The organism is Cellulosilyticum ruminicola JCM 14822 (genome assembly GCF_001311925.1).
Classification (GTDB): domain Bacteria; phylum Bacillota; class Clostridia; order Lachnospirales; family Cellulosilyticaceae; genus Cellulosilyticum; species Cellulosilyticum ruminicola.
The window spans coordinates 100,057-119,398 of sequence record NZ_BBCG01000001.1; the positions used below are offsets into that span (position 1 = coordinate 100,057).

At 33.4% G+C, this 19,342-nt stretch carries 19 protein-coding genes and 3 pseudogenes; all 22 read left to right on the forward strand.

The window, feature by feature from the left end; genetic code table 11:
• Positions 1-34 precede the first annotated feature (34 nt).
• The gene (locus tag JCM14822_RS00485; RefSeq protein ID WP_054738663.1) at positions 35-361 is read left to right on the forward strand and encodes a hypothetical protein; all 327 of its coding nucleotides are present in this window, start codon (positions 35-37) and stop codon (positions 359-361) included.
• 12 nt (positions 362-373) lie between these two features.
• Positions 374-793, forward strand: coding sequence for a DUF6115 domain-containing protein (locus JCM14822_RS00490; RefSeq protein WP_054738664.1), 420 nt, complete (start codon positions 374-376; stop codon positions 791-793).
• Positions 794-798: 5 nt separating this feature from the next.
• Complete coding sequence (locus JCM14822_RS00495) at positions 799-1,341, forward strand: endolytic transglycosylase MltG (protein WP_054738666.1); 543 nt, start codon at positions 799-801, stop codon at positions 1,339-1,341.
• Between the two features lie 149 nt (positions 1,342-1,490).
• Entirely contained in the window at positions 1,491-2,219 is a 729-nt protein-coding gene (rpsB, locus tag JCM14822_RS00500) for a 30S ribosomal protein S2 (protein ID WP_054738668.1), read from the forward strand.
• A gap of 26 nt (positions 2,220-2,245) precedes the next feature.
• Positions 2,246-3,154 (forward strand): translation elongation factor Ts, encoded by a 909-nt coding sequence (tsf, locus tag JCM14822_RS00505; protein ID WP_054738670.1) that lies wholly within the window; start codon positions 2,246-2,248, stop codon positions 3,152-3,154.
• A gap of 234 nt (positions 3,155-3,388) precedes the next feature.
• Positions 3,389-4,095: pseudogene (gene pyrH / locus JCM14822_RS00510) on the forward strand (UMP kinase).
• 18 nt (positions 4,096-4,113) lie between these two features.
• Positions 4,114-4,668: a ribosome recycling factor gene (gene frr, locus JCM14822_RS00515; RefSeq protein WP_054738672.1), complete on the forward strand. Its 555-nt coding sequence runs from the start codon at positions 4,114-4,116 to the stop codon at positions 4,666-4,668.
• 50 nt (positions 4,669-4,718) lie between these two features.
• Positions 4,719-5,435 (forward strand): isoprenyl transferase, encoded by a 717-nt coding sequence (locus JCM14822_RS00520; RefSeq protein WP_054738674.1) that lies wholly within the window; start codon positions 4,719-4,721, stop codon positions 5,433-5,435.
• 11 nt (positions 5,436-5,446) lie between these two features.
• Positions 5,447-6,256 (forward strand): phosphatidate cytidylyltransferase, encoded by an 810-nt coding sequence (locus JCM14822_RS00525; protein WP_054738677.1) that lies wholly within the window; start codon positions 5,447-5,449, stop codon positions 6,254-6,256.
• A gap of 11 nt (positions 6,257-6,267) precedes the next feature.
• A pseudogene (locus JCM14822_RS00530) lies at positions 6,268-7,430 on the forward strand (1-deoxy-D-xylulose-5-phosphate reductoisomerase).
• Positions 7,424-8,473, forward strand: a complete 1,050-nt coding sequence (locus JCM14822_RS00535) for a M50 family metallopeptidase (protein ID WP_054738680.1) — start codon at positions 7,424-7,426, stop codon at positions 8,471-8,473. Before JCM14822_RS00530 ends, JCM14822_RS00535 begins: the two are co-directional and overlap by 7 nt.
• Positions 8,470-9,528 carry a flavodoxin-dependent (E)-4-hydroxy-3-methylbut-2-enyl-diphosphate synthase gene (gene ispG / locus JCM14822_RS00540; RefSeq protein ID WP_054738682.1) on the forward strand — a complete coding sequence of 353 codons (1,059 nt, stop codon included), beginning with the start codon at positions 8,470-8,472 and terminating at the stop codon, positions 9,526-9,528. Before JCM14822_RS00535 ends, ispG begins: the two co-directional genes overlap by 4 nt.
• A 176-nt stretch (positions 9,529-9,704) precedes the next feature.
• Positions 9,705-10,166 (forward strand): ribosome maturation factor RimP, encoded by a 462-nt coding sequence (locus JCM14822_RS00545; RefSeq protein WP_054738684.1) that lies wholly within the window; start codon positions 9,705-9,707, stop codon positions 10,164-10,166.
• 67 nt (positions 10,167-10,233) lie between these two features.
• Entirely contained in the window at positions 10,234-11,424 is a 1,191-nt protein-coding gene (gene nusA / locus JCM14822_RS00550) for a transcription termination factor NusA (RefSeq protein WP_054738686.1), read from the forward strand.
• A gap of 6 nt (positions 11,425-11,430) precedes the next feature.
• Positions 11,431-11,706, forward strand: a complete 276-nt coding sequence (rnpM, locus tag JCM14822_RS00555; protein ID WP_054738688.1) for an RNase P modulator RnpM — start codon at positions 11,431-11,433, stop codon at positions 11,704-11,706.
• Positions 11,696-12,004, forward strand: a complete 309-nt coding sequence (locus JCM14822_RS00560; protein WP_054738689.1) for a L7Ae/L30e/S12e/Gadd45 family ribosomal protein — start codon at positions 11,696-11,698, stop codon at positions 12,002-12,004. Before rnpM ends, JCM14822_RS00560 begins: the two co-directional genes overlap by 11 nt.
• Before the next feature lie 20 nt (positions 12,005-12,024).
• Positions 12,025-14,067: a translation initiation factor IF-2 gene (gene infB, locus JCM14822_RS00565; protein ID WP_054738691.1), complete on the forward strand. Its 2,043-nt coding sequence runs from the start codon at positions 12,025-12,027 to the stop codon at positions 14,065-14,067.
• Between the two features lie 45 nt (positions 14,068-14,112).
• On the forward strand, positions 14,113-14,460 hold the full coding sequence (gene rbfA, locus JCM14822_RS00570) for a 30S ribosome-binding factor RbfA (RefSeq protein ID WP_157047565.1): 348 nt from the start codon (positions 14,113-14,115) through the stop codon (positions 14,458-14,460).
• Between the two features lie 65 nt (positions 14,461-14,525).
• Positions 14,526-15,422 carry a tRNA pseudouridine(55) synthase TruB gene (gene truB / locus JCM14822_RS00575; RefSeq protein ID WP_054738692.1) on the forward strand — a complete coding sequence of 299 codons (897 nt, stop codon included), beginning with the start codon at positions 14,526-14,528 and terminating at the stop codon, positions 15,420-15,422.
• Between the two features lie 237 nt (positions 15,423-15,659).
• Positions 15,660-16,516 (forward strand): annotated as a pseudogene (locus JCM14822_RS00585) (hypothetical protein); the annotation flags it as partial.
• 133 nt (positions 16,517-16,649) lie between these two features.
• Complete coding sequence (rpsO, locus tag JCM14822_RS00590; protein ID WP_083461192.1) at positions 16,650-16,913, forward strand: 30S ribosomal protein S15; 264 nt, start codon at positions 16,650-16,652, stop codon at positions 16,911-16,913.
• 267 nt (positions 16,914-17,180) lie between these two features.
• Positions 17,181-19,292: a polyribonucleotide nucleotidyltransferase gene (locus JCM14822_RS00595; RefSeq protein WP_054738701.1), complete on the forward strand. Its 2,112-nt coding sequence runs from the start codon at positions 17,181-17,183 to the stop codon at positions 19,290-19,292.
• The last annotated feature ends 50 nt before the right edge of the window (positions 19,293-19,342 follow it).

Genomic DNA, 19,342 nt, shown 5'->3' on the forward strand with positions numbered 1-19,342 from the left:
GTAACGACTATAAATACAAACTGGGGGGAGGAAAATGTTAAGACCAATAGATACACAAACAGTTTATCAACAAACGCAAGAGATTGCAGCAAGAGAACAAATGTATAAGCAAGCACAAATACTTCAGCAAGATCAATTCTCTGAGTTGTTAAAAAAAGAAGTTAGTCATAAGCAAGATAAAGTGAATGAAATGCAAAAAGGTGAACAAGTAGATAATGATCTTAATAAAAATAAAAATAAAAATAAAAATAAAAAACATGGAAATGACAGGCAAAAAGAAAATGCTAGGTCTAATACCCCTAAAAAAAAGCAAACTACTATAAAAGATGAACAAAGGACATCAATTGATATTAGAATTTAAAGGAGAATGCATATGGAGATGACAATACAAAATTTTCCCTTTATTTATTTACTATGGATTACAATAGGTGTTTTACTCATTTTAATAGGTGTTTTTATGCTTGTAGCACATGAAAATGCAGGTTATTATACAAGTATAGAAGATAAAAAAGATGAATCAAAAGAAGACTTAGAGGGGATTTTAAGTTATTTCTTAGAGGAAGAAGAAAAGAAAAATCAAGGTTTTCGTGAGATGTTAGAAAGCTATGCTAAACAAATGGGTAATAAAAATGAAAAGAATATAAAACAAAGTATGAAGAATAGTACTTCTCAGTATGTAAATGAAATAGTAACACTAGCAGATAAAGGGTTTGAAATAGAAGAAATAGCAAGACAGTTAGGTAAAGGTGTAGGAGAAGTACAGCTTATATTGTCACTTTATAAAATGAGGTAAATAAGATGCATGGAAGAAAAAGACAATTTATATTTGGGTTAATTGGACTTGGATGTGGGATGGTTTTATCTGGCATTTTTAATTTATTAATAGTACTGAATACAGTAGAATATAAAAATGGTGTTACCCTAAATACAAATCAGATAATTCAAGAAGAAATGAAATCTGAAAGCAAACTAAAAGAAAAGGAAACCTCTATAGAAAAAATGAAGCCAAACGAATTAGCAGCAAAGCCAAATGAAATTAAAGAGGCAGTAAATGAAATGACATTAAAGCAGAATGAAGTTGAAGTTAAAAAACAAGAGACAAGCCGTTCTGAAAAAGTAATAGATAATGAAGACGAAGAAATAACAATAATAATTCCAGAAGAACAAAGTGCAACACAAATTTGCGAATTATTGCAGGCAGAAGGGGTTATAAAAGATGCCAAAGAATTTAGAGCGTATATTGGTGAAAAAGAGATGACGACAAAACTAAAAGAAGGCACAATTATTTTAAGGAAAAATATGTCATATAATGAATTGCTTGATAATCTTATGATAGATTAGGTAAAAAAGTTTATAAAAACGATTGAACTTATAGATAAGGTGTGCTATACTAATTCAGAAAAACGCACGTATATAGATGTACACATGGGGTGCTTACAAAAGTTCATATGTATTCAATATATACGGAGGAAAAACCAGGAGGTATTACAATGAGTGTAATTTCAATGAAACAATTATTAGAAGCAGGTGTACATTTCGGTCACCAAACAAGAAGATGGAATCCAAAAATGAAAGAATACATCTTCACAGAAAGAAACGGTATCTACATTATTGATTTACAAAAAACAGCTAAAAAAGTTGATGAAGCATATAATGTAATTCGTGAAACAGCTGCTGAAGGTGGTAAAGTATTATTCGTAGGTACTAAAAAACAAGCTCAAGAATCAATTAAATCTGAAGCTGAAAGAAGTGGTATGTACTACGTAAACAACAGATGGTTAGGTGGTATGCTTACAAACTTCTCAACAATTAAAAGTCGTATTGCGAGACTTAAACAATTAGAAACAATGCAAGAAGATGGTACATTTGAAGTACTTCCTAAAAAAGAAGTAATTGAACTTAGAAAAGAAATGGAAAAACTTGAAAAGAACTTAGGCGGTATCAAAGAAATGAAAGAACTTCCAAGCCTTATGTTCGTAGTTGATCCACGCAAAGAAAAAATTGCTATCCAAGAAGCTCACATCTTAGGAATTCCAGTAGTATCAATCGTAGATACAAACTGTGACCCAGAAGAAGTTGATTATGTAATCCCAGGTAACGATGATGCTATTCGTGCCGTTAAATTAATCGTAGCTAAAATGGCTGATGCTATCATCGAAGCTAACCAAGGTGAAATGGCTGAAACAGCTGAAGAAGTTAACGAAACAATCGTTGAGTAATTATAGATTATTGGAGGGAACTAACAATGGCAATTACAGCTGCTATGGTAAAAGAATTACGTGAAAGAACACAAGCAGGTATGATGGACTGCAAAAAAGCATTAAATGCTGTAGATGGTGATATGGAAAAAGCCATCGAGTATTTACGTGAAAATGGTTTAGCAAAAGCTGCTAAAAAAGCTGACCGTATTGCTGCAGAAGGTCTTGTAAAAGAAGTTATTTCTGCTGATGGTAAAACAGCTGCTATCGTAGAAATTAACTCAGAAACAGACTTCGTTGCTAAAAATGATCAATTCGTATCATTCGTAAATGAAGTAGCAAATATCGTTCTTAACAACGATGTAGTTGATGTTGAAGCATTAAAGGCGTTAGCTTGGCCAGAAGATGCATCTAAAACTGTTGGTGATGTATTAACAGAAAAAATTGCAACAATCGGTGAAAACTTAACAATTCGTCGTTTCCAAAAAGTATCAACAGAAGGTACTATCGCAGCTTACACACACGGTGGTGGAAAAATCGTTGCTTTAGTAGAAGTTGCTGCAGAAGGTGAAAAAGCTCATGAAGTAGGAAGAAACGTAGCTATGCAAGTAGCTGCTGTTAACCCAGAATTCGTATCTACAGCAGATGTTTCTGAAGAAAAGAAAAACCACGAAAAAGAAATTTTAATGCACCAAGCACTTAACGAAAATCCAGGTAAACCAGAAAACATTATTGAAAAAATGGTTATCGGTAGACTTAATAAACAACTTAAAGAAATTTGTTTATTAGAGCAAGAATACGTAAAAGACCCAGATTTTACAGTTGGTAAATACGTAGCTGCTGAACTTGGAAGTGCAGATGCTATTAAAGGTTTCGTTCGTTTCGAAACTGGTGAAGGTATCGAGAAAAAAGAAGAAAACTTCGCTGAAGAAGTAGCAAAACAAATCCAAGGTTAATTTATAAATTACTGGAAAATTATAAGGGGGCACTCGAGTGTCCCCTTTTTTATGAATCAGGAAAATGGTATTTTTTAACTTTATATTTGTTATAGAAATGGAATATCTGATATTTTAATAGTATAAGATTATAGTTAGGTGAAAAATAACATTTTCCTTAAAAATTAACGTAAAATATATCTAGAAATTAGCAATTTTTTATGATAGAGTAGTGGTAGCAGAAAGGAGAAGACAATGAAACATAAACGTGTATTAGTAAAATTAAGTGGTGAGGCTTTAGCAGGAGCAACACAAAGAGGTTTTGACCATGAAATCATTGTAAGTGTTGTAAAACAACTTAAACAAATCGCTAAAAATGGTACAGAAGTAGCTGTAGTTATTGGAGGTGGAAATTTCTGGAGAGGGCGTACATCAGGTGATATGATCGTACAAAAGCAGATCAAATTGGTATGCTTGCAACTGTTATGAATGCTATTTACGTTGCAGATGTATGTCGTGCAGAAGGAATTGGTAGTGTTGTGCAAACACCATTTGTATTAGGTAGTATGACAGAACTTTTCTCTAAAGATAAAGCTTTAGAGCATATGACACAAGGCAAAATTGTATTCTTTGCAGGTGGAACAGGTCATCCATTCTTTTCAACAGATACAGGCGCTGTGCTTCGTGGATGTGAAATTGAAGCAGATGCATTATTATTTGCAAAAAATATTGATGGGGTATATGATAGTGACCCTAAAGTGAATAAAGAAGCTAAGAAATATACACGCATTTCTTGTCAAGATATGTTGCGTCAAGATTTAAAAGCGATTGATGCAGCAGCTGCTACGCTTTGTATAGAGCAAAAATTGCCTATTATTGTATTTGACTTAGGTGCAGACAATAGCATTATAAGAGTTTCAGAAGGTGAAGAAATAGGTACAACTATTTATATAGAAGGGTAATTTAAGGAGGATATTAGAGTGAAAGAAACATTAAAAAGATTTGAAGAAAAAATGGATAAAACAATTGCTGCTTTAAAAGCAGATTTAGCAACAATTCGTGCAGGTCGTGCAAATCCACATGTATTAGATCGTATTACAGTAGAATACTATGGTTCACCAACGCCTATTCAACAAGTAGGTAATGTAAGTGTTCCGGAAGCCCGTATTTTACAAATTCAGCCATGGGATGCAACAGTATTAAAAGCTATTGAAAAAGCAATTAATGAATCAGACCTTGGAATTAACCCAACTAATGATGGAAAAGTAATTCGTTTAGTATTTCCAGAACTTACAGAAGAACGTCGTAGAGATCTTACAAAAGATATTAAGAAAAAAGGTGAAGCTTCTAAAGTAGCTATCAGAAATATCCGTCGTGATGCTATGGATGCAATTAAAAAAATGGAAAAAGATAATGCAATTAGCAAAGATGAACAAGAAGTTGCTGATAAAGATGTTCAAAAAATGACAGATAAATTTGTAGATGAAATCGATAAAATTGTTGAAGCTAAAAACAGAGACATTTTATCTGTATAGTATAAAGCTCCTCTTTAAGAGGAGTTTTTTAATATAGGAGGAAATAAAATATGACAATTACAAATTTACCAGAACATATTGCGATTATTATGGATGGCAATGGAAGATGGGCAAAAAAACGTTTCTTGCCACGTAATGAGGGACATCGTAGAGGAGTAAAGGCATTAGAAGATATTATTGATTATGCAGAAGAGAAAGGAATTAAATACCTAACTGTATATGCATTTTCAACTGAAAACTGGCGTAGACCTGAATCAGAGGTAAATGGATTAATGGGACTTTTTAGGCGTTATCTTGATAATAATATTAAAACAGCTGGGAAAAAAAATCTACGTTTTAATGTAATTGGAGACTTAAAATCTGCCAATATTCCAGAAGATATAAAAGAAAAGATAAATCAGCTTAAAGAAATTACAAAGGATAAAACTGGAATTTGCTTTAACATGGCTTTTAATTATGGTGGACGTGATGAAGTAAAGCGTGCACTGCAAAAAATTGCACAAGATGCTAAAGATGGGAAAATAACAGTAGAAGCTATTACAGAAGAATTAATTAGTGGTTATTTAGATACATCACATATGCCAGACCCTGACTTAATGATTCGCACAAGTGGTGAAGAACGTACAAGTAATTTTTTACCATGGCAGTTAGCTTACTCAGAATTTTACTTTACTGATTGTTTATGGCCTGATTTTACAAAAGAAGAATTTGATAAGGCATTAGAAGTATATAATACACGTAAAAGAAGATTTGGCAAGAGTGAATAGGAGGAAAAACTGTGGGTACAAGAATATTAACAGCGGTAATAGGACTGCCTATTGTAGTAGGGCTTATTTTATTGGGAAATCCTATACTTCAGCTTACAATGTTAGGAATTAGTTTAATTGGAATTTTTGAATTCTATCGTGTAGTTGAAGAGACACATAAGCCAATGAAATATATTGGATATGGTGCAACGATTATTTATTTTTTAGGGTTAGATTTGATACAAAATTATTTTGACATATTTTTAAGCCTTTTAGTATTAGCTACATTACTCATAATGATTATATGTTATCCTAAATATGAGATTGTAGATGTAGCATTAACAATAATGGGTGTATTATATATTCCTATACTTTTTGCTTTTATAGTCCTTATTAGAAAAACACAATATGGTAATTTTTGGATTTGGCTTATTTTTTTGAGTTCATGGGGATCTGATACGTTTGCCTATTTTACAGGACGTGCATTAGGAAAACATAAGTTGGCACCTGTTTTAAGCCCTAAAAAGACAATAGAGGGTAGTATAGGTGGAATGATAGGTGCTGGTGTACTTGGATTTATCTATACCATAATTTATACACATTATAGATATAATATATTAGTAGACTATATGGCATTAGTAGTTTCTGCAGTAGTCATTGCTGCTCTGATTTCACAATTTGGGGATTTAGCAGCATCAGCAATCAAAAGAAAATATAGTAAAAAAGATTTTGGGAATTTATTACCAGGTCATGGGGGCATTTTAGATCGATTTGATAGTATCTTATTTGTTGCACCTATGATTTATTTAGCAGTTGAAGTGGCAGAAAAAATTATTGGATAGGAGCTTTTAGAATGCAAAAGAGAATTGCTATTTTAGGATCAACAGGTTCTATAGGTACACAGACTTTAGACATTGTAAGACAAGATACTAATATGGAGGTTGTAGGTTTAAGTGCAAATAATAATATTGATTTATTAGAAGCACAAATTAAAGAATTTAGACCACGCCTTGTATGTGTAATGAAAGAAGAAAAAGCTGAGGAGCTAAGAGCACGTTTAAGTGGAAAAGAATATGAAATAGAAATTGTAACAGGGTAGAAGGACTTATTAAAGTTGCAACATTAGAAGAAGTTGAAATAATTGTTACGGCAGTAGTAGGTATGATTGGGCTTTTACCTACAATTCGTGCAATAGAAGCTAAAAAAACAATTGCACTTGCAAATAAAGAGACACTTGTAACAGCAGGAGAACTTGTAATGAAGCTTGCAAAAGAAAATGGTGTGGCAATTTTACCAGTTGATAGTGAACATTCAGCAGTATTTCAATGTTTAAGAGGTAATAAACATAAAGCAGTTGAGCAAGTTGTTTTAACAGCTTCAGGTGGACCTTTTAGAGAATATACAAAAGAGCAGTTAGAAAATGTAACAGTGCAGCAAGCACTTAATCATCCGAATTGGAAGATGGGAAGTAAAATAACAATTGATTCAGCGACTTTAATGAATAAAGGACTAGAGGTTATTGAAGCAAAACATCTATTTAATGTGGCGCCTGAACAAATTGATGTTGTTGTTCATAAAGAAAGCATTGTGCATTCTATGGTTGAGTATGTAGACGGGTCAACAATTGCACAACTCGGTATGCCTGATATGAGACATCCTATTGGCTATGCACTTTATTATCCAGAACGTACACATTTAGACTGCATTGCAAAATTAAAGCTTGCAGAAATTAAAAATCTATCTTTTGAATATCCTAGAAAAGATGTCTTCCCTTGTTTACAATATGCTTATGATGCACTTAAAGTAGGTGGAACAATGCCTGCTGTTTTAAATGCAGCTAATGAAGTTGTTGTAGAAGCATTCCTAAATGGAAAAATTAGTTTTATGCAAATACCACAAATTATACATAACGTGATGGAGGAACACATATGTATAAGTAGTCCAACTTTAGAGCAGATTTTAGAGAGCGATGCTTGGGCAAGGAAATGTAGTGGAGAGAAGGTAGGTAAATGCTAGATAAAGTCATATTTGTATTGATGCTTATCTTAATATTTGCATGTGTTGTAATTATTCATGAGTGGGGTCATTTCATTATGGCAAAGAAAAATGGTGTATTAGTACATGAGTTTGCTATGGGAATGGGGCCTAAAGTATGGTCTGTTCAAAAAGGTGAGACACTATATTCTATTCGTCTGCTTCCTATAGGCGGGTTTTGTAGTATGGAAGAAGAAGTAGGATCAAGTGACAATCCAAAGGCAATGAGTTCCAAAAAGCCATGGCAGAAGTTTTTAATTGTAGTAGCCGGTGCTGTGATGAACTTTATTTTAGCTTGGATTTTAATGAGTATTGTAGTGGGATATATAGGATGTAATACAAATGAAATTGCAACATTACAAGAAAATATGCCAGCAGTAGAGGCTGGACTTCAAGTAGGAGATAAAATTACAGCTATTAATGGGGAAAAGGTTAAGAAGCTTGCAGATTTATCTAACGCATTAAGTAAAGAAGAAGCAACGTATAATCTAGTAATTAAGCATGTAGATGGTAAAGAAGAAGCTATTGCACTTAACACTAAAAAACAAGAAGATGGTGTAGCACGTTTTGGATTTACAGTTACACAGAATCATTTTAATATTTTATATAACCTTGAAAGTGGATTTGTCCTCATGGTTCGTACAGTAGAGATGATTTGGCGTAGTTTAATTCAACTTTTGACAGGTGAGGTAGGTATGGATCAAATGGCTGGAATTGTAGGAGTTGTTGATCAAACATCCAAGCAATGGGATCAAAGTGTTCGGATAGGTGGATTAGGATATGCAGTTATAGATTTACTTTATGTAGGTGCAATCTTATCTGCTAACTTAGGAATATTTAATTTATTGCCATTTCCAGCGTTAGATGGTGGACGTTTAGTGTTTATTATTATTGAAATGATTCGTGGTAAAGCTGTATCTGCCGAAAAAGAAGGCGCTGTTCACTTTATAGGAATGGTGCTCTTAATGTTATTAACAGTTGTAGTTTTATATAATGATTTAATAAGGATGGGAATTGGACGATGAGTTTTTATACAAGAGAAAATACACGTGCAGTAAAAGTTAAAGATTTAATAATAGGTGGTGGTAATCCAATCATTATTCAGTCTATGGCAAATACAAAGACTGAAGATGTAGATGCTACTGTAGCGCAGATTTTAGTATTAGAAGAAGCTGGCTGTGAAATGGTGCGAGTTGCTGTACCAAATGAAACAGCAGCTAAAGCAATTGAAAAGATTGTACCACGTATTCATGTGCCACTTGTAGCAGATATTCATTTTGACTATCGTTTAGCACTTATGGCAATTGAAAACGGAGTTAATAAATTACGTATTAATCCAGGGAATATTGGCAGTGAAGAAAGAGTTATTGCAGTTGTTGAAAAAGCAAAAGCTTATAATATTCCAATCCGTATTGGTGTGAACTCTGGTTCAGTAGAAAAAAGTGTCATGGAAGCTTGTGGTGGTGTGAATGCAAGAGCTATGGTAGAGAGTGCAAGAAAACATATTGAAATATTAGAAAAGCTTGATTTTAGAGATATTGTAGTTTCTTTAAAGGCTTCTAATGTACCACTTGCAATTGAAACATATACAACATTTGCAGAAGAGTTTGATTATCCTCTACATGTTGGGATTACAGAATCAGGAACACTTTACAAAGGAACAATTAAATCTTCAGTAGGTCTTGGTGCAATTTTATCAAGGGGTATAGGAGATACAATTCGCATTTCTTTATCAGATGATCCTGTAGAAGAAATTGCATGTGCACAAAATGTGCTTCAAGCATTACAGCTTAGGAAATTTGGGCCAGAGATTATTTCATGTCCAACTTGTGGTCGTACAGAAGTAAATCTTATTGAACTTGCTAAAAAAGTGGAAGAAGCTACTAAAGCACTTAAAAAAGATATTAAGATTGCTGTTATGGGATGTGTAGTAAATGGTCCTGGTGAAGCAAGAGAAGCTGATATTGGTATTGCCGGTGGACGTGGTGAAGGCTTAATCTTTAAAAAAGGTCAAATTGTAAAAAAAGTCAAAGAGGAAGAGTTATTTGATGCGTTAATGCAAGAAATTGCTGAAATTTAAAAGAAGTAAGAGATATTTACTAAGAGACTTGCTTTTTTTACTTATTAGTAGTATAATTCATAATTATAATCATGAACGTTTGAGAAAGAGTGGGTTTTTACCCACTCTTTCGTATTGTTTAGATGTATATATAATTTAGTTTAAGTCAAACTATATTGTATGAAAGGATGAAAAGCATGAATAAAAAACAACTAGTAGAAACAGTAGAAGGTTACTTAGAACCAATTCTTGCTGAACTTAACTATGAACTCGTTGATGTAGAATACGTTAAAGAAGGACCAGACTATTATTTAAGAATATATATCGATAAAGAAGGTGGCATCAATATTGAGGATTGCAGACTTACAAGTCGTGCAATTGAAGAAGTACTTGATGAAAAAGATATTATTAGAGATGCTTATATATTAGAAGTAAGTTCGCCAGGACTTGATCGTATCTTAAAAAGAGAACGTGAGTATGAAAAATACAAAGGTCGTATGGTAGATGTTAAACTTTATGAAGCAATCAATAAACAAAAACATCTTACAGCAGAGCTTGTAGAAAAAACAGCAGATGAACTTATCTTAGATGATGAAGGCACACGCTTAGCTATTAATCTTAAAAATGTAGCACAGGTTAGACTTGCAATCATGTTCTAATACATGATACGTAACATGGGTAATAAACATAAGCTTGAATAAAGCACAAACTTGGAGGAGGATTAAAATGAATCAGGAATTTATTATGGCAATTGAGCAAATTGCGGCGTCTAAAGGAATTAACAAGGAGAAGCTTATTGATGCAATTAAGCAATCAATCGAAGTAGCTTGCAAAAAACACTTTGGTGTAAGTACAAATGGTAAACAAAATCTTAAAATTAACATTGATGAAAAAACAGGTGATGTAAAAGTATATGCTTCTAAAACAGTTGTAGAAGATGGTTGGGTAGACAATGAACTTTTAGAAATTGATTTAGCAGATGCTAGAGCAATTAACTCTATGGTAGAGTTAGATGATGTTATCGATGTAGAAATTACACCTAAAAACTTCGGTCGTATTGCAGCACAAAATGCAAAACAAGTAGTTATTCAAAAAATTAAAGAAGCCGAAAGACAAATGGTTTACGAACAATATAGCGTTAAATTAAATGATATCATTAAAGGCAAAGTTTTAAGAAAAGAAAAAAATGGTTATATTGTACAATTAGATTTCACAGAAGCATCACTTCCAACATCAGAAGCTATGCCAAATGATAACTTCGATGCACAAATGGAAGCTAATGGTGGTATTGGTGAATATAAATCATTCTATCTTTTAGCAGTAAAAGACTTCAATAAAAATGAAGGTAAAGCTGAAGGTAAGAATAGAAATGCAGGTGCACAAGTTATTGTTTCACGTACACATCCAGAACTTGTAAAAAGACTTTTCGAGCAAGAAGTAGTAGAAATCAAAGATGGTACTGTTGTTATTAAAAGTATTGCAAGAGAAGCTGGTTCTCGTACAAAAATTGCAGTTTACTCAAATGCTCCATTAGTAGATCCAGTAGGTGCTTGTGTAGGTGAAAAAGGTAAACGTATCAATAACATCGTTCAAGAATTAAACGGTGAAAAAATTGACGTTGTACACTGGAACGAAGATCCAAAAGAATTTATCAAGGAAGCACTTAGCCCAGCTAAAGTACTTAGTGTAGAACTTGAAGAAACAGAAAACGAAAGAAATGCAAAAGTTATCGTTCCAGAAAACATCTTAACACTTGCTATTGGTAAAGGTGGACAAAATGTAAGACTTGCTGCAAAACTTGCAGGCTGGAAAATTGACATTAAAAGTGTAAAACCTGAAGAATTAGAAGCACTTCAAAATGAAACAGCTCTTGAAGTTGCTGATGAAGTAGAAGAAGCTAAAGTTGTAGAGGAGTAATAGCCTATGAAAATAAGAAAGATTCCTTTGCGTAAATGTACAGGTTGTAACGAAATGAAAAATAAAAAAGATATGATTCGTATTGTAAGAAATCAAGAAGGAAATTTTTCACTTGACTTTCATGGAAAGAAGCCAGGTAGAGGGGCTTATATTTGTAAAGATATTGAGTGCTTAAACAAGGCTGAAAAGAATAAAGGATTAGAAAGATCTTTTAAGATGGCAGTAGATAAATCAATTTACAGCGAATTGAGAAAAGAGTTTGAGGCTTATGATGGACAGTAGAATTTATCAAATGCTAAGTTTATGTCAAAAAGCTGGTAAGCTAGTGACAGGTGAATTCGCAGCAAAAGAAGCTGTGCTTAGTAAAACAGCTCATTTAGTAATTGTTGCTACAGATGCATCAAATAACACTAAAAAGTTATTTAATAATAAAACAAGTTACCGCGGTATACCATGTGTGACATGGGGCACTAAAGAAGCAATTGGTGACAGAGTAGGTAAGAACCCACGCGCAGTTATTGCGATAGTAAATGAAAACTTTGCCAAGAAAATTGAGGAGTTAATTGGCTTAAGTAAGTAATCACATTTGGAGGTGGAGGTATGTCTAAAGTAAGAGTGTATGAAGTTGCCCAGAAACTTAATATTACCAGTAAAGAAATTATGGATATGTTAGCTAAGTATGGCTTTGAAGTACATAGTCATATGAGTACTTTAGAGGATGAAGAAGCAAATCTAGTTATGAATTACTATAAAGAAGTTACTAAAGAGACTAATACAGAAATTGCGGCAGTGACAACAAAGCCAACCCAAAAAAAATTACAAAAAAAACAAGGTAAAGAGAGCGATATGATAGAAAATAAGAATAATCAACCAGAAACAAATGAAGATGAAATTAAAATAATCCAAATCCCAGCTAGTCTTACACTTAAAGAATTAGCTGATAAGTTAGACGTAACAGCAACAGAACTTATTAAAAGATTAATGAAAAGAGGCAAACTTGCCACAATGAATCAAGAAATCGACTTTGATACAGCAACAGAACTTGCTGAAGAATTTGATGTACTTACAGAAGTTGAAGAAGAAAAAGACTTAATGGAAGAAATCTTTGGGGAAATCATAGATGAAGAAAAAGATTTAGAAAAACGCCCACCAGTAGTAGTTGTAATGGGACACGTTGACCATGGTAAAACATCATTACTTGATGCAATTCGTTCAACACACGTTACAGCTAAAGAAGCAGGTGGTATTACACAACATATTGGTGCTTCACAAATTAGCATAAAAGGTGAAAAAATTACTTTCTTAGATACACCAGGACACGAAGCTTTCACAGCAATGCGTTTAAGAGGGGCTCAAGTTACAGATATTGCAATTCTTGTAGTTGCTGCTGATGACGGTGTTATGCCACAAACAATCGAAGCGATTAACCACGCACGTGCAGCTAATGTACAAATCATTGTTGCAATGAACAAAATTGATAAACCAGGTGCAAATCCAGACCGCGTAAAACAAGAACTTGCAGACCAAGGACTTCTTGTAGAAGATTGGGGTGGAGATATCATCTGTGTACCAGTATCAGCGCTTAAAGGTGAAGGTATTGATACACTTCTTGAAATGGTACTTCTTGTTGCTGAAATGGGTGATCTTAAAGCTAATCCAAGACGTAAAGCAAGAGGAACAATTATTGAAGCACAACTTGACAAAGGTCGTGGTCCAGTAGCTACAGTACTTGTACAATCTGGTACACTTCAAGTTGGTGATCCAATCGTTGCAGGTAGCGCATATGGTCGTGTACGTGCGATGATTGATGATAAAGGTAGAAATGTTAAAAAAGCACTTCCAAGTACACCAGTAGAAATCCTTGGTCTTTCAGAAGTACCAACAGGTGGAGAATTATTTTATGTAGCTAAAAATGATAAACAAGCTCGTCAAGTTGCAGAACAAATTCGTGCACAAGGTAGAGTACAAATGATTGGTCAAACACCAAACAAAGTATCTCTTGATGATTTATTCTCTCAAATCCAAGAAGGTAAAATGAAAGAACTTAACATCATTATTAAAGCTGACGTTCAAGGTTCAGTAGAAGCTGTAAAACAAAGCTTAGAAAAATTAAGTAATGAAGAAGTACGTATCCGTACAATTCACGGTGGTGTTGGTACAATTACAGAATCTGACGTACAATTAGCTTCAGCGTCAGGGGCTATCATTATTGGTTTCAACGTAAGACCAGAATCTGCTGTTAAAGCTATTGCTGATCGTGAAGAAGTAGACGTACGTTTATACCGTGTAATTTACAATGCGATTGAAGATATTAAATTAGCGATGAAAGGTATGCTTGATCCTGAATATGTTGAAAAAGTAGTAGGTCATGCAGAAATTCGTCAAACATTTAAAGTATCAGGACTTGGTACTGTTGGTGGTGCTTACGTATTAGATGGTAAAATTGTAAGAAATGCTGGCGTACGTATCGTGCGTGATGGTATTGTAGTATACGAAGGAAACCTTACTTCACTTAAACGTTTCAAAGATGATGCAAAAGAAGTAAATACAGGATATGAATGTGGTGTTATGTTCGAGAAATACAACGACATCAAAGAAGGCGATAATGTAGAAGCATTCATCATGGAAGAGGTTCCAAGATAGTTTTAAACTACAAATGATGTAGCTTAAAAATGAGGAGTGATAAAAATGGCAAGTCAAAGATTAACTAGAATTAACGAAGAAATCAGAAGAGAGATTGCAGAGATTATACGTACTGAAATTAAGGATCCAGCTGTACAGGATACAATGATTAGTGTTGTAGCAGTTGATACAACAAATGACTTAAAAACTGCTAAAGTTTATATCAGTGTACTTCAAGATAATAAAAAACAAGATGTAATGGCAGCTTTAACAAAAGCTCAAGGTTATATCCGTAGAGAAGTAGCACGCCGTATTAATCTTAGAAATACACCTGAATTTTTATTTAGATTAGATGAATCTATTGAACGTGGTATGCAAATGTCTAAAATGATTTCAGATGTTATGAATAAATAAATGAAATTAAGGGGCTGCTTTTAGCAGCCTTTTAATTTTGAAGTTATTTTTAGAAAGGATAACGTATGTTAAATGGAATTATTAATGTATATAAAGAATGCGGCTATACTTCTCATGATGTAGTTGCTAAAGTAAGAGGGATTTTAAGAGAACGTCGTGTAGGGCATACAGGCACATTAGATCCAGAAGCAGAAGGCGTATTACCACTTTGTATTGGACCTGCAACAAAAGTAGTACCTTATTTAACAGATGCTGATAAATGTTATGAAGCAGAAGTGATTTTAGGTGTAACAACAACAACAGAAGATGCAACAGGGGAGATTTTAGAAACACGTCCTGTGAATGTAACAAAAGAACAAGTTGAAGAAGTAGTAAAAAGTTTTATTGGTACTTATGAACAAATACCACCAATGTACTCAGCCATTAAAGTAAATGGTGTAAGATTATACGAACTAGCTCGAAAAGGAATTGTAGTTGAACGACCAAAACGTCAAGTTACAATTTATAATTGTGAAATCGTAGAAACACTTCATAAAAATCGCTTTAAAATACGTGTGCATTGTTCAAAAGGAACTTATATTCGTACACTCTGTACTGATATTGGTGAAAAATTAGGCTGTGGGGCACATATGGGAACTTTACTTCGTACAAAAGTAGGTCATTATGAATTGGAAGACAGCTTAAAATTATCAGAATTAGAAGCTGTAAAAGAGCAAATCACAGAGCATATTGAAGGACTAGAAGAAATCTTTAAGAATTTGCCAAAGTGTACAATTAAAGCGTCTTTAGAAAAATTACTTTATAATGGTAATGCTTTAAAATTACATGCTGTAGAGAAATTTGATGAAAGTTATAAAAAAGATTTTATACGCATTTATGATACAAAAGGAAGTTTTATTGCACTTTATAAATGGGATGAAGCAAAGAAGTGTTTACAAGTGGAAAGAATGTTTCTTTCTTAATTAATTTAAGAATATAAATGGGTAGGTTTATAAATAAGAACCTACCCATTTATATAAAGTATAACAATATAGTTGTAAAGAATTTTGAAAAGTTATATGGAGAAATAACCTTTTAATAAATAAAAAAACATGCTATATTAGAAAAAACAGTATGAAAATAGTTTGAGAGGTATGAGGATGGAATATATTTATGGCACGCGTGATGTAAATCAAAGTGAAAATAGTGTAGTGGTTTTAGGAAATTTCGATGGTGTACATAGAGGGCATCAGAAATTATTGCAGGTTGCAATGCAGCAGGGAGAGGCAAAAAATCTTAAAACAATTGTTTTTCTTTTTATCCTCATCCAAGTTGGGTTATTGGAAATCACCCAAAACCATTAATCACATCACGTAGGGACAAGAAACAAATTATAAAAAGTTTAGGGATGAATACACTTATTGAATATCCTTTTACAAAGGCGTTTGCAAGTGTTTCTCCAGATGAGTTTTTTGAAGAAATTTTAGTTAAGCAATTAAAAGCTAAGGTATTAGTTGTAGGCGAAAATTACTATTTTGGTAAAAATAAAGCAGGAAATCCAGAGTATTTAAAAGTACTAGGTACAAAACATGATATTGAGGTATTTGTAGTATCTGCTGTGAAAAATGAGAATCAAATGATTTCAAGCTCAACAATTAGAAATTTAATTGTTGAGGGCAACATAGAATTCGCTAATGAAATGTTAGGACATCCTTATACGATAGTAGGTAATGTTATGGCAGGAAAACAGCTTGGACGTACAATTGGTTTCCCAACAATTAATTTAATAGCAGATCCAGATCGCGTATATCCACCAAATGGTGTGTATGCAACAAAAGTGACTGTATATAATGAAGAATATTTGGGAATGACTAATATAGGATATAATCCTACAGTGAATGGCAACAAAAAAATGATTGAAACACATATATTTGATTTCAATAAGGATATCTATGGTGAAACTGTAGAAATAAGATTTTATCATGAGATAAGAGAAGAACAAAAGTTCACCAATTTAGAGGCTTTGCAACAACAAATTGTAAAAGATTCTCTTACAGTAAAAAGAATATTTAATTCATAATAAAGGTGTTTGCAAAATAAGAGGAGTTATGTTATACTAATCTACGTTGACGACCATTACTCAGATATTGGACGCTCCGACCGTATCTTAGTAAATGGCATATATATTTAAATTTTAGGAGGTCATGACAATGACAAAAGAACGTAAACAAGAACTTATTGCTCAATATGGTAGAAAAGCACAAGATACTGGTTCTCCAGAAGTACAAATTGCTTTATTAACAGAAAGAATTAATCACTTAACAGATCACTTAAGAACACACAAAAAAGATCACCACTCACGTCGTGGTTTATTAATGATGGTTGGTAAAAGAAGAGGTCTTCTTGACTACTTAATCAAAACAGATATCGAAAGATACCGTGCAATCATTGCTCAACTTGGAATCAGAAAATAATTTTAAAAAGGGTGGAGTATTCCGCCCTTTTTTGTAAAGTTTCTAAAGAATTCGATATATTAAAGTATTGAAAATACTTTACATATTTTTAATAACAATCTGAAAATAAGCTTGTAAGAAGATGAGGAATGATGTTTTTGTGTGCAATGTTATAATTTGCTTAAAGATAATGAGAGTATAAAAGGCGATTTAGGCGAACTATAAGATTGCGCAACAAAAGTTTCTCTTCTTACTTCTTACAGTGATTACTTGAAAGGAGAAATGTATATGGTAAAAAATTATTCAACCATGTTAGCTGGAAGAAAGCTTTCAGTAGAAATTGGAAAAGTAGCAGAACTTGCTAATGCATCAGCTATGGTAAGTTATGGTGATACAGTTATTCTTGCAACTGTAGTTGCAAGTGAAGAACCTAAGGAGGGAGTAGATTTCTTCCCACTTAGTGTAAACTATGAAGAGAAGTTCTATGCAGTAGGACGTATTCCAGGTGGTTTCATTAAACGTGAGTCAAGACCATCTGAAAAAGCGATTTTAACATCAAGGGTAATTGACCGTCCAATGCGTCCATTATTCCCAAAAGATTATAGAAATGATGTTGTTATTACAACAACTGTACTTTCAGTAGATCAAGATTGCAGTCCAGAAGTAACAGCTATGATTGCGGCATCACTTGTTGTAGATATTTCTGATATTCCATTTGCAGGTCCAGTAGGGTCTGTACAAGTTGGGTTAGTAGATGGGAAACTTGTATTCAATCCAAATCAAGCTGAACGTCAAAAATCAGATTTAGCATTAACAGTATCTTCTACAAAAGATAAAGTAATGATGATTGAAGCTGGTGCAAATGAAGTTGCAGATGACCTTATGTATGATGCAATTATGAAAGCACATGAATTCAACCAACAAGTTGTAACTTTCCTTCAATCTATTAAAGATGATTGTGGTAAAGAAAAAGATGCAGATTACGTAAAATTTGCTGTACCAGATGAAATTTATGCTGAAATCACTTCATATATTGGTAGTGAAGAGATGGAAAATGCAGTATTTACTGATGATAAACAAACAAGAGAAAAACAACTTAAAGTACTTAAAGATATGGTAATTGAAAAATTAACTGAAGCTGGTAAAGAAGATTACCTTGAGTACTTAGAAGATGCTTTTTATCAATTTGAAAAGAAAACTGTACGTAAAATGATCTTAAAAGACCATAAACGTCCAGATGGTCGTAAACTTGAGGAAATTAGACACCTTGCAGCAGAAGTAGATTTACTTCCTAGAGCACATGGTACAGGTCTTTTCACAAGAGGACAAACACAAGTACTTACAGTAGCAACACTTGCTGCATTATCAGAAATGCAAGTACTTGATGGATTAGATGAATTAGAAGTATCTAAACGTTATATGCACCACTACAACTTCCCTCCATATTCAGTAGGTGAAGCGCGTGCACCACGTGCACCAGGACGTCGTGAAATTGGTCACGGTGCTTTAGCAGAACGTGCACTTGTACCAGTACTTCCATCAGAATCAGAATTCCCATATGCTATTCGTACAGTATCAGAAGTACTTAGCTCAAATGGTTCTACATCACAAGCTAGTATTTGCGGTTCTACTCTTGCACTTATGGCTGCAGGTGTACCTATTACAGCTCCAGTTGCTGGTATCTCAGTAGGTCTTGTAACAGGTGAAACTGATGATGATTTCGTACTTCTTACAGATATCCAAGGTCTTGAAGACTTCTTCGGAGATATGGACTTTAAAGTAGGTGGTACACACAAAGGTATTACGGCTATCCAAATGGATATGAAGATTCAAGGGTTAACACCAGAAATTATTAAAGGTGCTTTAGAAAATACAAGAAAAGCTCGTTACCATATCATTGATGATATCATGTTAAAAGCTATTCCAACTGTGCGTGATCACTTATCACCATATGCACCAGTTATTACACAAATCACAATTGACCCAGAGAAAATTAGTGAGGTAATTGGACCAAAAGGTAAAATGATTAACCGCATTATTGAAGAAACTGGCGTTAAAATTGATATTGAAGATGATGGACGTGTATTCATTTGCGGTGTTGATGCAGAAAAAGCACAACAAGCTATTAAAATGATTGAGGGTATTGCAAAACCTGTAGAAGAAGGTCAAGTATTTACAGGAAAAGTAGTTCGTCTTATGAACTTTGGTGCTTTTGTAGAAATCGCACCAGGTAAAGAAGGACTTGTGCATATTTCTCAACTTGCACATGAACGTGTAGCAAAAGTGGAAGATGTTGTAAATATTGGTGATTCAATCGAAGTTAAAGTTATTGAAATTGACAAACAAGGTCGTATTAATTTATCACATAAAGTGTTAGTTGAAAAACCAGAACAACAATAATGAAAAGACCTACTGAAAAGTAGGTCTTTTTTATTTCTTAAATACAAGGA

Coding starts and splice junctions, on each gene's coding strand:
- rpsO (WP_083461192.1), top strand. CDS start 16,650: ATGACAAAAGAACGTAAACAAGAACTTATTGCTCAATATGGTAGAAAA.
- JCM14822_RS00560 (WP_054738689.1), top strand. CDS start 11,696: ATGGACAGTAGAATTTATCAAATGCTAAGTTTATGTCAAAAAGCTGGT.
- JCM14822_RS00490 (WP_054738664.1), top strand. CDS start 374: ATGGAGATGACAATACAAAATTTTCCCTTTATTTATTTACTATGGATT.
- ispG (WP_054738682.1), top strand. CDS start 8,470: ATGAGTTTTTATACAAGAGAAAATACACGTGCAGTAAAAGTTAAAGAT.
- nusA (WP_054738686.1), top strand. CDS start 10,234: ATGAATCAGGAATTTATTATGGCAATTGAGCAAATTGCGGCGTCTAAA.
- tsf (WP_054738670.1), top strand. CDS start 2,246: ATGGCAATTACAGCTGCTATGGTAAAAGAATTACGTGAAAGAACACAA.
- rnpM (WP_054738688.1), top strand. CDS start 11,431: ATGAAAATAAGAAAGATTCCTTTGCGTAAATGTACAGGTTGTAACGAA.
- infB (WP_054738691.1), top strand. CDS start 12,025: ATGTCTAAAGTAAGAGTGTATGAAGTTGCCCAGAAACTTAATATTACC.
- JCM14822_RS00545 (WP_054738684.1), top strand. CDS start 9,705: ATGAATAAAAAACAACTAGTAGAAACAGTAGAAGGTTACTTAGAACCA.
- JCM14822_RS00595 (WP_054738701.1), top strand. CDS start 17,181: ATGGTAAAAAATTATTCAACCATGTTAGCTGGAAGAAAGCTTTCAGTA.
- rbfA (WP_157047565.1), top strand. CDS start 14,113: ATGGCAAGTCAAAGATTAACTAGAATTAACGAAGAAATCAGAAGAGAG.
- JCM14822_RS00535 (WP_054738680.1), top strand. CDS start 7,424: ATGCTAGATAAAGTCATATTTGTATTGATGCTTATCTTAATATTTGCA.
- JCM14822_RS00495 (WP_054738666.1), top strand. CDS start 799: ATGCATGGAAGAAAAAGACAATTTATATTTGGGTTAATTGGACTTGGA.
- JCM14822_RS00520 (WP_054738674.1), top strand. CDS start 4,719: ATGACAATTACAAATTTACCAGAACATATTGCGATTATTATGGATGGC.
- JCM14822_RS00485 (WP_054738663.1), top strand. CDS start 35: ATGTTAAGACCAATAGATACACAAACAGTTTATCAACAAACGCAAGAG.
- rpsB (WP_054738668.1), top strand. CDS start 1,491: ATGAGTGTAATTTCAATGAAACAATTATTAGAAGCAGGTGTACATTTC.
- truB (WP_054738692.1), top strand. CDS start 14,526: ATGTTAAATGGAATTATTAATGTATATAAAGAATGCGGCTATACTTCT.